Here is a 13,626-nt window from a genome sequence, read left to right as displayed (position 1 = left end):
GCCACTTACCTAAACGTCAAAGAACGGTGTCGGATCCACTTCTAAGCCGCTTGGGGCAATCGCTCGTTCGATGGTTACTTTACTGTGTTTTACATCAACGTATGACACATCAATGAAACGCTTGTACTTTCGAGAGTAGAAACACTTCACCTCAGGTTTAAGTGGTTCCGCCGCATTAGAAGTCCATACGATGCCGACCCGACCATCACTCAGCTCAACCAAAGCACCGACTGGGTATACACCAATACAGTTGATGAACTTATAGACCAAGTCTCGGTCTAGGTGAAATGGTGTCAGGCTAAGCAAAATCTTAAACGCCTCTGCGGAGCTCATCCCCTTTTTGTAACAGCGATCCGCGGTTAGAGCGTCATATATATCGACAATACAGCTCATACGCCCATGAGTTGGCATCTGCTCAGCAGTCAAGCCTCTTGGGTACCCTGTCCCATCCAATTTCTCGTGGTGCATCAAGCATACGTCACGAGCGATATCGCTCAGCCCAGTAACGGTACTGATGATTTCACCCGCATAAACCTGATGCAGCTTCATGTGCTCAAACTCTTCTGGCGTTAAGCGTGCGGGTTTATGGAGCACTTTGTCGTCGACTTTGATTTTGCCAACATCATGGATAATGCCGCCAATCGCCATCTGTTTTAACGTCTCTTTGGGTAAGTTTAGATGCTTACCAAATGAGACCAATAAGGTCGCAACATTGACCGAGTGTTCCAGCAGGTACTCATCTTTACTTCTTAACGCAGAAACGCAGTGAAGCGCATCAGAATCGATCAGCACGGACTCAATCAAATCATCCGCCCAGCCATCTAGCTCATCTACATGAATAGACTTGCCTTCAAACGTCTGATTAAGAATTTTTTGCGCCAGACCTTTTGCTTCGCGGATAATCTTCGAGGCTTTTTTCTGTTGGGAAAAGCGGCTCATTTTCTTACGCTTTGTCGGTGCGGGAGGCGCGCCTTCTGGCTCCATCTCTGGCTGATCGCTTACTGGTTTAAATACACTGCCCTTTACCGACAGACTTTGATCTACCCAAGCATACTTAACGCCATTTTTCACCAATTGACGAATTGCTTGTTGAGTAGGTACTCGCCCTGCATTAGCAAGGTTGACGCGTTTGCTGTCTTCAATGGCGGTAACAAACATGCCCACCGTCAGCGTATCAATCGGTATCTTGATGGATTGTTTTGGGTCGTACTGCATCTGTTCTTTTTATATCCCGAGCATTTGTTTTTATCACCTTTACGTCTGGGGAAAACTTGAAACAAGATTTCGACGAAATTTCAGTGAGTTGGCGCTCTGTTGACTTATAATTCACACGGCTTCTATATTGATATCATTATAATCGCAATCGAAACAATTTCCTCATCTCAATCGACATAAACTACAAGACAATCAATAATATTAAGTAATTATTAGTTACAAATCATACTATTGCGCGGCATTTTAAAACCAATTTACAGTACATGCACCCATTATCTTATGCGCAGCCAACGCAAACGTTTGCTTTTTGGTTCGAGATACGTATGATCGCCTACAATTTCATTCTCCTCTGAATAATAAGGGTTATCTATGTTTGGTACGGCTACACGTCAAAACGCAACACGCGTTCTACTGCTTGGGTCTGGTGAACTTGGAAAAGAGGTCGCAATCGAGTGCCAACGCCTCGGGCTTGAAGTGATTGCCTGTGATCGCTACGAAAATGCACCAGCAATGCAAGTCGCTCATCGCAGCTACACCTTGGATATGCTTGATGGAGAGGCTCTCGAGGCGATCATCGAAAAAGAACAACCGGATTTCGTTGTGCCTGAAATCGAAGCTATCGCAACAGATAAGTTGGTCGAGCTTGAAGCGAAAGGACTTAATGTTGTCCCAACTGCGAACGCAACGAAACTGACCATGAACCGTGAAGGAATCCGCCGTTTAGCCGCAGAGGAACTGGAGCTGACAACCTCTCCTTACCGCTTTGCTGACAACTACCAAGACTTTACTGCCGCCATTGAAGCCGTAGGTATTCCATGCGTGTGTAAACCTGTAATGAGCTCATCAGGCAAAGGGCAAAGTGTGATTAAGTCTGCTGATGATGTCCAAAAAGCGTGGGATTACGCTCAACAAGGTGGTCGCACGGGGGCTGGACGCGTAATCGTTGAAGGCTTTATCGATTTTGATTATGAAATTACGCTGCTGACTGTGCGCGCGGTTGACGGTGTACACTTCTGTGCTCCGATTGGTCACCGCCAAGAAGATGGTGACTACCGCGAATCGTGGCAGCCACAAGCAATGTCAGATGCAGCACTGTCCGCCGCTCAAGATGCCGCAGGAAAAGTCGTCAACGCTTTGGGCGGCTATGGCATTTTTGGTGTAGAACTTTTCATCAAGGGTGACACCGTTATTTTCAATGAAGTCTCCCCTCGCCCACACGATACAGGTCTCGTCACCTTGATGTCGCAAGACAGCTCTGAATTCGCGCTGCATGTGCGCGCCTTTACAGGTATGCCAATTGCTGGCATTACACAATTTGGCCCAGCAGCATCGGCGGTGATTCTTGGCCAAGGCACTTCGCAAAACATCCGTTTTGAAGGTTTAGAGCAAGCGCTCGCAGCACCTCAAACCCAAGTTCGCCTTTTTGGTAAGCCAGATATTGATGGACGCCGCCGCTTAGGTGTCGCAATTACTCGTCGTGACTCCATTGAGCAAGCAATCGAAGATGCCGTCACTAGCGCTGCTCAAGTAAAAGTGATTTACTAATCGCGATCGAAAAGAGCGTTTGGTTTCCCAAACGCTCTTTTCATTTAAGACTCGATCAAATACACCACTTCGGTCATTCGTGCCCCTTCAATTTTTGAAAGTTTCGGTGGCATGTCCGCCTCATCATTACGATGCAACTGGGTAATTTTGTAGCCTTCATACAAGCTTCTTACTTCTTGCTCCGGTACCGAAAACGGAGGCCCCGCCATCAGAGATTGATCGTACTCAAGTGTCACCAATAGCATTCTTCCACCTGGGTTTAACAATGATTTAATGCGCTCAGCGTACTCGCCACGCATTTCTTGCGGTAATGCGACAAGAGAGGCGCGATCATAAACTATATCAACTGGCTGAATCGGCGCCGTGAAAAAATCTCCCACATAGATCGAGAGCTCATCAAACTGAAACAGCTCGTGTTGACCATTAACTGGCATCACCATTGGTGTATAGAAGTGTTCAGCAAAAAAAGCGCGTACCGCAATATTGCTTAGCTCAACACCTTGTACGTCGGCGTGTTTTGTCGCCAGCCAAACAAGATCTTCCGACTTCCCACACAAGGGAACAAACACTTTCGAGTCATGCGTTGGGTTTGTATGCTTCCAATACTCGATAAGCAGTGGGTTAACATCTTCTAGGTGGAATCCAATTTGATTGGCCGCCCACTTAGAATGCCAAAATTCTGGGTCTTTCATTGTTATTCTCTGTCACTGACTTCACTTGCGCTTAGCCTAGCGAAAGCCCTATCTATTGACAATCCGAATCTCAAATTTACGTTCAGATTAGGTTCAGCTACGCCCTTTATACTTGGTTACATCTTGGTGATGAACTTAATCCAAATTGGTCACTCAAAAGAAATGGGACAGAGTTCAAAGATTGGATAGAGAAGCAAAAATCGCTATTGGAATCGGAGCTTTAGCCCCAAGATATGAAATGTAGAATCGTAAAGCTTAGTGATTGAAACCTTTTTCGACACCTTTTTCCTAAGCAACGACTCTAAGGAGAGTGAATGAGCCTTTTCCTACGTACGACGGCCCTAATGCTTTTAATGCTCAGCCGAGCGCCTGCTTTTGCTGCTGTACCACCAGCACCTGGCAGTGAGGAAAACCGTCCAGCGAATCAAAATGAAGTCTGTTCAAAAGCATTCAAGCATAATTTAAGCGGCCTTTACGGTATTAAACCGATCGCTTCTACACCACTTCAACCCTACTCAGACTTCGATATCCTTTATAGCAAAGCACACCAAGCTCAAGCTGAACTTGAAACCATCTGTAAAAGTACTGCACTACTCACATCCACAGACGCTTATTTCGCAGGCGTAAAATCCGCTGAACGTGCAAAAGAAAAGATCGCCTATGAGCTAGACGGCCAAACTGAACGCATTACCGATTTAGCTCGCGCGACCATCGTTGCAGACGACATTGAAAGCCTGATGTCTGCGTACGAGGTACTTAATCGCGAAACCACCATTGTTAAGGTGAAAAACCGCTTCAAAAATCCAGCGGCATCGGGTTATCGTGATTTGAATCTTCTGGTTCAGCTTCCAAAAACTAAGCTGATTGCGGAAGTTCAGGTCCATTTGAAAGCCATTGCCGATGTGAAAAGCGGTCCAGAGCATGATCTGTACGAGAAAATTCAGAAAATAGAACGTAAAGCGGCATCAGAGCGCCGTGAGTTTAGCGAGTTTGAGGTCGCACAAATCAAATCGATGCGCAGTCAATCTAAAGCGCTTTATCAACATGCTTGGCAACCATACCTCACCACACACCTCAGCGCTGCATAGTCATTATCAAAAGAGCCCTCAAATGAGGGCTCTTAATGTATTGTTTAGTGCTCAATTAGACTGAGAGCACTCGATTCACTGCCGAACTGATTTCAGCGTCACTCGCATCTAACGCCAGTGTGAAAGAGACATACTGATCGCCTCTCATGCTGAGTGAGCGGTCGACCTCTGCTAAACAGTGCATGACACGACCATCTAAAATAAACGACAGTTCGATCTCTTTCTTATTGATGAAGCCATTGTTTCGAAACTCAATCTCTTGGTAGCAGCCAGACTTCGAAGAGAAATTACTACCACGTAAGTGCCCTTTTTCAACGTCTGCTTTTACCATCGAAAAGCCGGCTTGCTCAATCAAGCCAATCACTTTCGCTGCCACAGGGAGTGGTTTCACTTCAACAAAATCACGATCTTTCGGGTCAATCGCAAAATCGATATCAAGCGTGGTTTCTACCCAGACGTGACACTGATTTTTTAATGCATTAAGCGCCGTAATTGGCGTCTCATCATCTAATTTCAATTCAAATGGAACTTGCTTGTTTTCACCAGGCTGAATGGTGAAAGGCTGAACGGCTTGCAGCTTGCCGATGATGAAGTCTTGGTAGCTCACACTATCATCACTTTCCACTTTTACTTCCGTACACAGCTTTAAATTGATGGCATCAATTTGCTGCTCGACGTCACCACCTTGAATGTGAACTGTCCCTTTAAGGGTTTCACCTTGAAATACTGACATACTTTCTAAAACGGTATCGACTTTTGCAGCTCCGATACCCAAGGATGCTTTCAACTTACCAAACATCTTCTTTCCTTATGATTGTCGTTGTTTGCATTGATTTAACGTGTACCGCTACAACTAAGCAAGCCCTTTATCGACTATTTTCCTGAAAACACATAGGCTTTCTCACTTTTTAATGAGGATTACCATCAAGGCTTTAGCAGTGCGACTTGCAATATCAATTCAAATGTATAACCATTTGTATAGTCAATAAGTATACAGCGATGTCATCCAATGAGTAACTCCCCGCTTTATCTTCAAATCAAAAAGTACATTAACGATAAAATTGAGTCTGGTCAGTGGCCAATCGGGCACCGAATTACCACTGAAATCGAATTGACCAAACAGTTTAATGTCAGTCGGATGACGGTAAATAAAGCAATTCGGGATCTCGTAGCTGAAGGAAAGTTACAGCGCAGACCTCGCCTAGGTTCGTTTGTCTGTAGCAACGAAGATAAAGCGGAATCACCTTTGCTCGATATCCGAAATATTGCAGAAGAAGTCGCTCATAGGGGTAAATCCTACTCAAGCAAAGTGGTGACTCAAACCGTGCTCCAAGCTGACGAAACCATCGCGACTAAACTCGGCGTTATGTTAGGGACGGCTGTTTTTTACAGTGAAATCATTCACTTTGAAGATAAATCTCCCATTCAATATGAACTACGTTGGGTCAATGCTGCTTACGCTCCAGGGTATCTCGAGCAAGACTTTACCGAAGTCACACCCAATCAATACTTATCGCAAAACTGTCCACTCAGTGCTATCGAGCATACCGTTGAAGCGATTGTCGCCGACGACCACGTTCGCTCTGCGTTAAAGTTAGGATCAAATGAACCCTGCCTTTTGCTTAACCGACGTACGTGGAGTCAAGACAAGCTTGTGAGCTCCGCATTGCTCTACCACCCCGGCACTCGCTACAAATTAAGTTCTAAAGTTCTGCTCTCTTAGAGCATTTCATACTTTTTCATCGATCACATTTTCGCAACATCTCACTTGATCAATTGACTATCCTGAACGAGTATTTGTATATACATTTAATTAATGGAATATGCAGTATGTTCGAACAGCAACGATCTCCGTCATTTGATTTGGTGCTTACTAACGCCAGACTCGTGTCTATGGTGCCTGGTGATTGTGGTTATGAGATTAGCGAGCCAACAAATATTGCTATTCGACAAGGAATCATCGCCGAGATTGGAGATAACGTAGAGACCGCCAAGTCGGAAAGCTATGATTGCCAAGGACAACTGGTGACTCCCGGCTTTATTGACTGCCACACTCACCTCGTCTACGCGGGCAACCGTGCCAACGAATTCGAGATGCGTTTGAAAGGTGTGCCTTATCAGGAGATTGCTAAACAGGGTGGCGGGATCCTCTCGACAGTACGTGCAACTCGCGAAGCCAGCGAAGAGGCGTTAATTGAACTAGCGTTGCCTCGGTTAGACGGTTTGCTACGCAGCGGTGTGACGTCGGTCGAAGTAAAATCTGGCTACGGCTTAACGCTGCATGATGAAATCAAGATGTTGCGTGCTGCTAAAGCATTGCAAGAACATCGTAAAGTGCGCGTGACCACGACCCTATTAGCCGCTCACGCTCTTCCTCCAGAGTTTGCAGGCAAACCAGATGACTACATTGACTTCGTGTGTCGAGAGATCATTCCGCTTGTAGCAGAAGAGCAACTCGCCACCAGCGTTGATGTGTTTTGTGAGTCGATAGGCTTCGATTTAGCGCAAACAGAGCGAGTATTCGTTGCCGCTAAAGAGTATGGTCTCCGCGTTAAGGGACATACGGAACAATTATCTAATCTAGGGGGCAGCGCGTTAACCGCTCAGTACGAGGGCTTATCCGCCGATCATATCGAATACCTCGACCAAGCGGGCGTTGAGGCATTGGCTCAATCAGGCACTGTCGCGACATTGCTCCCTGGCGCATTCTACTTTTTAAAAGAGACAAAACGTCCTCCTATCGAGCTACTAAGAAAGTACAAAGTGCCCATGGCCATCGCGACCGATTTGAATCCTGGTACATCACCGTTCGCAGATTTGACTATGATGATGAATATGGGGTGTACCCTCTTTGGTCTCACACCTGAAGAAGCGCTGCGTGGTGTCACTTGCCATGCAGCAAAAGCATTAGGATATGGGCAAAGTCGTGGCCAGATACAAGTAGGGTTTGATGCTGATTTAGCCATTTGGGACGTGTCCCACCCTGCTGACTTTAGCTATCAACAAGGCGTGTCACGCCTATCGAGTCGCATCGTACAGGGAGAGTTGGATCATGTCTGAACAATCTCGCGATAAAACGCTGACAACAGTTCAAGAATTTCATTGGCAAGGACGTCACGACGCTGAAGATGGTGCGCTCGGGAAACGCGTCCATCATGTCATTAAACAGATTCCAGTTCGCGATCTAGAGCCCTATCACAATGCCGTTAGCTTGCTTGGTTTTGCGTGCGATGCCGGCGTTGCTCGCAACAAAGGCCGAATAGGCGCACGCAAAGCCCCCGATCTCATCCGCCGTGCTTTAGCGAATATGGCTTGGCATAAGAAAAGCTCGCTTATCGATTTGGGCAATGTTGTCTGCGAAGATGATCTACTGGAACACTACCAGTCGATTTGTGCAGACGTGATTGCAACCGCGTTACGCTCAACGCCTGTCATCACTTTAGGGGGTGGTCATGAAGTCGCTTGGGCTTCCTTTCAAGGCCTCGCGAGATATTTTGAATACCTTAGCCCGTTACAGCCGCCAAAGATTGGCATCATAAACTTTGATGCGCACTTTGATCTCCGGACCTTTGAAAGTAGCCACGCCGATGTAAAACCAAGCTCAGGTACGCCATTCAATCAAATTTATGATTACTGTAACAAGCATGACTGGCCATTCCATTACGCCTGCCTTGGGGTCAGTCGAGCGAGTAATACTGAAGCACTGTTTAAACGAGCTGAAGAGCTTGGCGTCTGGTACGTGGAAGACAAAGATCTTGCGCATCTCAACCACATGTACCACTTAACTCAATTACAGCACTTTATTGATAACTGTGATTATATCTACCTCACCATAGACCTAGATGTTTTTCCAGCGGCGACAGCGCCTGGTGTGAGTGCCCCGGCTGCGAGAGGCGTGAGTATAGATACTGTCGCACCATTCCTAGACAGAATTTTGCACTATAAGCAGAAGTTAGTGATTGCCGATATTGCCGAGTACAACCCAACCTACGATGTAGACAGTCAGACGGCGAGATTAGCCGCTCGACTTTGTTGGGATATCGCCAACGCATTTTCAGAAAAATAACATTTAACCAAGTAGTGGAACCAAGTCACTTTCGTGTCTTGGAGAGCTTCGTACTACTTGAATAACATGAAACACAAGGAGTCTTACCATGACGGAACGCCAAGTAGAAGATAAGCGTCTCGATACTAGCCGTACAATTCGTGCCCCACATGGCACGCAGTTGAGAGCAAAATCTTGGCTGACGGAAGCCCCACTTCGCATGCTGATGAACAACCTAGACCCAGATGTTGCCGAGCACCCTCACTCACTCGTTGTGTACGGTGGCATTGGTCGAGCTGCACGAAACTGGGAGTGCTACGATAAAATTGTCGAAGTGCTAGAGCGCCTTGAAGACGACCAAACCTTACTCGTTCAATCGGGTAAACCTGTTGGTGTATTCCCAACTCATAAAAATGCACCGCGCGTACTGATCGCTAACTCTAATTTGGTCCCGCACTGGGCTAACTGGGAGCACTTCAACGAACTCGATAAACAGGGTTTGATGATGTACGGACAAATGACCGCGGGAAGCTGGATTTACATCGGCTCACAAGGCATCGTCCAAGGCACCTACGAAACCTTTGTCTCTGTAGCGAAAAAGCACTTCAACGGCGATCCTAAAGGGCGCTGGATCCTAACAGGTGGCTTAGGGGGAATGGGGGGGGCTCAGCCTCTCGCTGGCACTATGGCTGGCTTTTCTATGATTGCTGTCGAGTGCGATGAGTCGCGCATTGACTACCGCTTACGTACTGGCTACGTCGACAAGAAAGCCACGAGCCTAGACGAAGCACTCGCGATTATCTACGAATCAGACACTCCGGTTTCTGTGGGCCTACTTGCCAATGCAGCCGATGTATTCCCTGAACTTGTAGAGCGTAACATTACTCCAGATGTTGTAACCGACCAAACCTCTGCGCACGACCCATTAAATGGTTACCTACCACTGGGCTGGTCAATGGAACACGCTGCTGACATGCGCCTTAAAGATGAAGCGGCGGTGGTTAAAGCGGCAAAAGAATCAATGGCAGTGCAAGTCAAAGCGATGCTTGACCTTCAAGAACGTGGCGCGGCAACACTTGATTACGGCAACAATATCCGTCAGATGGCACTAGAAGAAGGCGTAGAAAACGCATTCGACTTCCCAGGCTTTGTCCCTGCGTACATTCGTCCTCTGTTTTGTGAGGGAATTGGTCCATTCCGCTGGGCTGCGCTATCAGGCGATCCAGAAGACATTTACAAAACTGACCAAAAAGTAAAAGAGCTTATCCCAGACAACCCACACCTCCACAATTGGCTGGACATGGCCCGCGAACGAATCCAGTTCCAAGGCTTACCAGCTCGTATTTGTTGGGTCGGATTGAAAGATCGCGAACGTCTCGGTCAGGCATTCAATGAAATGGTCAAAAACGGCGAGCTAAAAGCGCCAATCGTCATCGGCCGTGATCATCTAGATTCAGGTTCGGTAGCAAGTCCAAACCGAGAAACAGAGGGCATGATGGATGGCTCAGATGCCGTTTCTGACTGGCCACTTCTCAATGCTCTACTGAACACGGCAGGCGGCGCAACATGGGTATCATTACATCATGGTGGTGGCGTTGGTATGGGCTTCTCTCAACACTCAGGTATGGTTATCTGTTGTGATGGTAGTGATGACGCGTCTCAACGTATTTCTCGCGTGTTACATAACGATCCTGCAACGGGCGTAATGCGCCACGCTGATGCCGGCTATGACATCGCGAAAAACTGTGCAGCACAGCAAGGTCTTGATTTACCGATGCTTAACGAAGAACTGAAAAAGCTAAAATAAGCTCAGCTGAATAAAGGAAGATGAAGATGTTAAATTTACAGCTAAAGCCTGGATTTATTAGCTTAAAAGAACTGCGTCAAGTGAGTCGCTCTCCAGTGATTCTTTCATTGGACCCAGAAGCGATTCCAGCCATTGACGAAAGTACGAAAGTTGTCGAGCAAGTGATTGCTGAAGATCGCACGGTTTATGGCATCAACACTGGCTTCGGTTTGCTGGCCAACACTCGTATCGCCCCTGAAGATCTCGAAACACTGCAAAAAAGTATCGTGCTTTCGCATGCTGCAGGTATCGGCGAGCTTATGGCAGATGAAACCGTCCGCATGATGATGGTCTTGAAGATCAATAGCTTGTCTCGCGGCTATTCCGGTATTCGCCTGAAAGTGATTCAAGCCTTGATTGATTTGGTTAACTCTCAGGTTTATCCATGCGTTCCGCAGAAAGGCTCTGTAGGTGCTTCTGGGGACCTAGCACCTCTTGCTCACATGAGCACGGTTCTATTGGGTGAAGGTCAAGCGCGCCACAACGGAAAGATCATTTCCGGACTAGAAGCACTGAAAATCGCCGGCCTTGAGCCCATTACGTTAGCACCTAAAGAAGGTTTAGCACTGCTAAATGGTACCCAAGCTTCAACAGCCTTTGCTCTAGAAGGTTTATTTGCCGCAGAAGATCTGTTCGCTTCAGCCACGGTATGTGGTGCGATGTCGGTAGAAGCCGCATTAGGTAGTAGACGCCCGTTCGACCCACGTATTCACCGCGTTCGTGGACACAGAGGACAAATGGACGCCGCTCTAGCCTATCGCCACATGCTAGATGTCAGCAGCGAGATTGGAGAATCACATACGGGTTGCGAAAAAGTGCAAGACCCTTATTCACTGCGCTGTCAGCCACAGGTAATGGGTGCTTGTTTGCAGCAAATTCGAAACGCCGCTGACATCTTGGAAATTGAAGCAAACTCAGTGTCTGATAACCCACTTGTGTTCGCAGAAGATGGCGACATCATCTCCGGTGGTAACTTCCACGCAGAACCTGTTGCTATGGCCGCCGATAACCTAGCGCTTGCTATCGCAGAAATCGGCAGCCTCTCAGAAAGACGTATGGCTCTGTTGATTGACAGCGCTTTGAGTAAGCTTCCGCCATTCTTGGTGGACAACGGTGGAGTAAACTCTGGCTTTATGATTGCTCAGGTAACGTCTGCAGCACTCGCTAGCGAAAACAAGACCCTAGCTCACCCCGCTTCCGTCGATAGCTTGCCAACGTCAGCCAACCAAGAAGATCATGTTTCTATGGCGACATTTGCAGGTCGCAGACTACGTGATATGGCGGAAAACACTCGAGGCATTTTGGCTGTAGAGTACTTATCTGCGGCGCAGGGCATTGACTTTCGAGCACCACTAAAGTCATCGCCAAGAGTTGAAGAAGCGAAACAGATTCTACGTGAGAAAGTCAGCTTCTATGATAAAGATCGCTACTTTGCACCGGATATTGAGCAAGCAAACTCGCTGCTTAAACTGGCCGTTCACAACCACCTTATACCAGAAGCGATATTACCGAGTTTTTAACAGATAAAATTAAGCCCCTCATTGAGGGGCTTTGATTATTTGCGTCTACGCATTAAAGGAAATAACGCTAACAAGGATAGCCAACCCAAGCTACCGCCGCCACCAGAAGAAGATCCACCAGTATTGGCAGAACCTTGTGTTGTAGGATCTACATGTCTAAAGTTAGAAACAGATGCAAAGTCATTGCTTGTTGCCTGAGAACCGTCCTTTTTATACACCAACCCAATCCAGTTAGAATCTCCACTTAAGAAAATTTGATCGCTGAATGAAGTTTTTCCACTTACTTGCCCTTTTCGTTCACCATTAACTAGTAGATAAAGGTGGTCAAAACCCTCTTCCGAATCGATGCCTACATCAAATGCATATAAACCTCTCGGCAATTTATCGAAAAACACTGCCGACTGTTGGCTATCACCGATTGTTGCAGAGCGAATACCGTTATCACCATAAGCAACCCATGGGTTTTCATTGACGTAAACGTTGCCAGCGTCAACGCCCATGCGGTCAGCTAGTAGAGCCGAGCCTCTCTCTGATCCTACATAATTTGCCTTCGCTGCGGTTTGGTAGTTTTTACCGTTAATTTGGTAGTCGAACGATAGTGTTGCTGTCCCACTATCGTATATTGCAACAGGGAAGCGTACTGTGACAGCACAAGAAGATCCCGATGCCAAACCACTCAGACAGGTATTGTTCGTAATCGAACCCGTACTAGGTGTCATGTTTGAGAAACTCATGGCAGCGCCAGAATCGTTTACAAAGTCAAATGTGTGGGTATGGTTTCCTGGAGAGAAAAAGCCAATGAATTTGGTTTGCTCGTACGAGAAGCCTGACGTGTGTTGCTCGATCCAATCTGTATATTGGCTGATATTAGTGTAAACCCCATAAGAGTTTGCTTCACCACAACGAGATTTACCGTAACTGACGATACCAAGCTGAATGCCTGTATCCTTGACAACGAGAGGACCGCCACTGTCACCACGACATGAATCGAAGCCCTCCTGAGCCGTGCCCGCACAGAAATTTACTGAATCGACATTACTACTTACGCCTGCAAATGTCGCCGCACACGTTCCTTGATTGACCATAGGTGCATCAACTTGTTGCAACTGTGCTGGTTGCGTGTGATTGCCATATTCTGGAGTGGTAGAGCCCCAGCCAGCCACAGTTAACACGGTACCATCAGCGGTGTTTGCTCTTGTATTCTCATCGGCTAAGCGAACAGAGCTAAACTGACTCGCATCACGAGTTAATTCAATGATTGCAATATCATTTTCGAGAGTATTGTCATTATAGTCTGGATGAACATAGATCTTATTGACAGCAAATCGTTCACCTTCAGAGCTTTCATTGTTGAGATTATTAATCCCCACAACCATTTCAATATCAGATTCATCGGTATTGTTTACACAGTGTGCTGCCGTCAATACATAACGACCACCAATGTAGCTACCACCACAGTGCTGACCTTCATACGCGTTGACACCTTTAGAGACCATCGCAACGATAAACGGCCAGTCATTCACACTGGCATCTGTGCCGTCGATGATTCTCGGAGTGTTCGAACTATGGGCGGGAAGAGAAATTGCGGTGAGCAAAGATGCTCCAAGCAAAGTAGGCTTAAACCAACGTGACATAATACATCCTTAAAAATTGTTATTTATAGCGAAAGCATTCG

Annotated in this window: 11 protein-coding genes; 7 read left to right on the top strand and 4 right to left on the bottom strand. The window is 46.8% G+C overall.

Features of this window, described 5'->3' with window-relative positions:
• Nucleotides 1-9: 9 nt before the first annotated feature.
• Nucleotides 10-1,215 carry an HD-GYP domain-containing protein gene (locus ACUALS_RS06495; protein ID WP_454449144.1) on the bottom strand — a complete coding sequence of 402 codons (1,206 nt, stop codon included), beginning with the start codon at nt 1,213-1,215 and terminating at the stop codon, nt 10-12.
• Nucleotides 1,216-1,584: 369 nt separating this feature from the next.
• Here ACUALS_RS06495 and purT point away from each other — a divergent pair, with 369 nt between their 5' ends.
• The gene (gene purT, locus ACUALS_RS06490) at nt 1,585-2,760 is read left to right on the top strand and encodes a formate-dependent phosphoribosylglycinamide formyltransferase (RefSeq protein ID WP_454449143.1); all 1,176 of its coding nucleotides are present in this window, start codon (nt 1,585-1,587) and stop codon (nt 2,758-2,760) included.
• A gap of 44 nt (nt 2,761-2,804) precedes the next feature.
• Here purT and ACUALS_RS06485 read toward each other — a convergent pair whose 3' ends face one another.
• Nucleotides 2,805-3,452: a thiopurine S-methyltransferase gene (locus tag ACUALS_RS06485; RefSeq protein ID WP_454449142.1), complete on the bottom strand. Its 648-nt coding sequence runs from the start codon at nt 3,450-3,452 to the stop codon at nt 2,805-2,807.
• 314 nt (nt 3,453-3,766) lie between these two features.
• Between ACUALS_RS06485 and ACUALS_RS06480 the strand changes: the two genes are divergently transcribed.
• Nucleotides 3,767-4,540, top strand: a complete 774-nt coding sequence (locus tag ACUALS_RS06480; protein ID WP_038215080.1) for a nucleotidyltransferase family protein — start codon at nt 3,767-3,769, stop codon at nt 4,538-4,540.
• Nucleotides 4,541-4,595: 55 nt separating this feature from the next.
• On the opposite strand, the gene ACUALS_RS06475 is transcribed toward ACUALS_RS06480, so the two are convergent.
• On the bottom strand, nt 4,596-5,339 hold the full coding sequence (locus ACUALS_RS06475) for a sporulation protein (RefSeq protein WP_005470689.1): 744 nt from the start codon (nt 5,337-5,339) through the stop codon (nt 4,596-4,598).
• A gap of 210 nt (nt 5,340-5,549) precedes the next feature.
• Here ACUALS_RS06475 and hutC point away from each other — a divergent pair, with 210 nt between their 5' ends.
• From hutC to hutH, 5 genes are all read left to right on the top strand, one after another.
• Nucleotides 5,550-6,263: a histidine utilization repressor gene (gene hutC, locus ACUALS_RS06470; protein WP_454449141.1), complete on the top strand. Its 714-nt coding sequence runs from the start codon at nt 5,550-5,552 to the stop codon at nt 6,261-6,263.
• A 107-nt stretch (nt 6,264-6,370) separates the two neighbouring features.
• On the top strand, nt 6,371-7,600 hold the full coding sequence (gene hutI / locus ACUALS_RS06465; RefSeq protein WP_454449140.1) for an imidazolonepropionase: 1,230 nt from the start codon (nt 6,371-6,373) through the stop codon (nt 7,598-7,600).
• Entirely contained in the window at nt 7,593-8,606 is a 1,014-nt protein-coding gene (gene hutG, locus ACUALS_RS06460; RefSeq protein WP_454449139.1) for a formimidoylglutamase, read from the top strand. The genes hutI and hutG overlap by 8 nt, the downstream gene beginning before the upstream one ends.
• Before the next feature lie 88 nt (nt 8,607-8,694).
• Nucleotides 8,695-10,392 carry a urocanate hydratase gene (hutU, locus tag ACUALS_RS06455; protein ID WP_269977777.1) on the top strand — a complete coding sequence of 566 codons (1,698 nt, stop codon included), beginning with the start codon at nt 8,695-8,697 and terminating at the stop codon, nt 10,390-10,392.
• Nucleotides 10,393-10,412: 20 nt separating this feature from the next.
• On the top strand, nt 10,413-11,951 hold the full coding sequence (gene hutH, locus ACUALS_RS06450) for a histidine ammonia-lyase (protein WP_454449138.1): 1,539 nt from the start codon (nt 10,413-10,415) through the stop codon (nt 11,949-11,951).
• Nucleotides 11,952-11,986: 35 nt separating this feature from the next.
• On the opposite strand, the gene ACUALS_RS06445 is transcribed toward hutH, so the two are convergent.
• A complete protein-coding gene (locus ACUALS_RS06445; protein ID WP_454449137.1) occupies nt 11,987-13,585 on the bottom strand; it encodes a S1 family peptidase in 1,599 nt (532 codons plus the stop codon).
• Nucleotides 13,586-13,626: the final 41 nt, after the last annotated feature.

Source organism: Vibrio sp. NH-7, from assembly GCF_053643215.1.
Note: the sequence above shows the minus strand (reverse complement) of the source record. Positions and strands in the feature narration are given on the sequence as shown.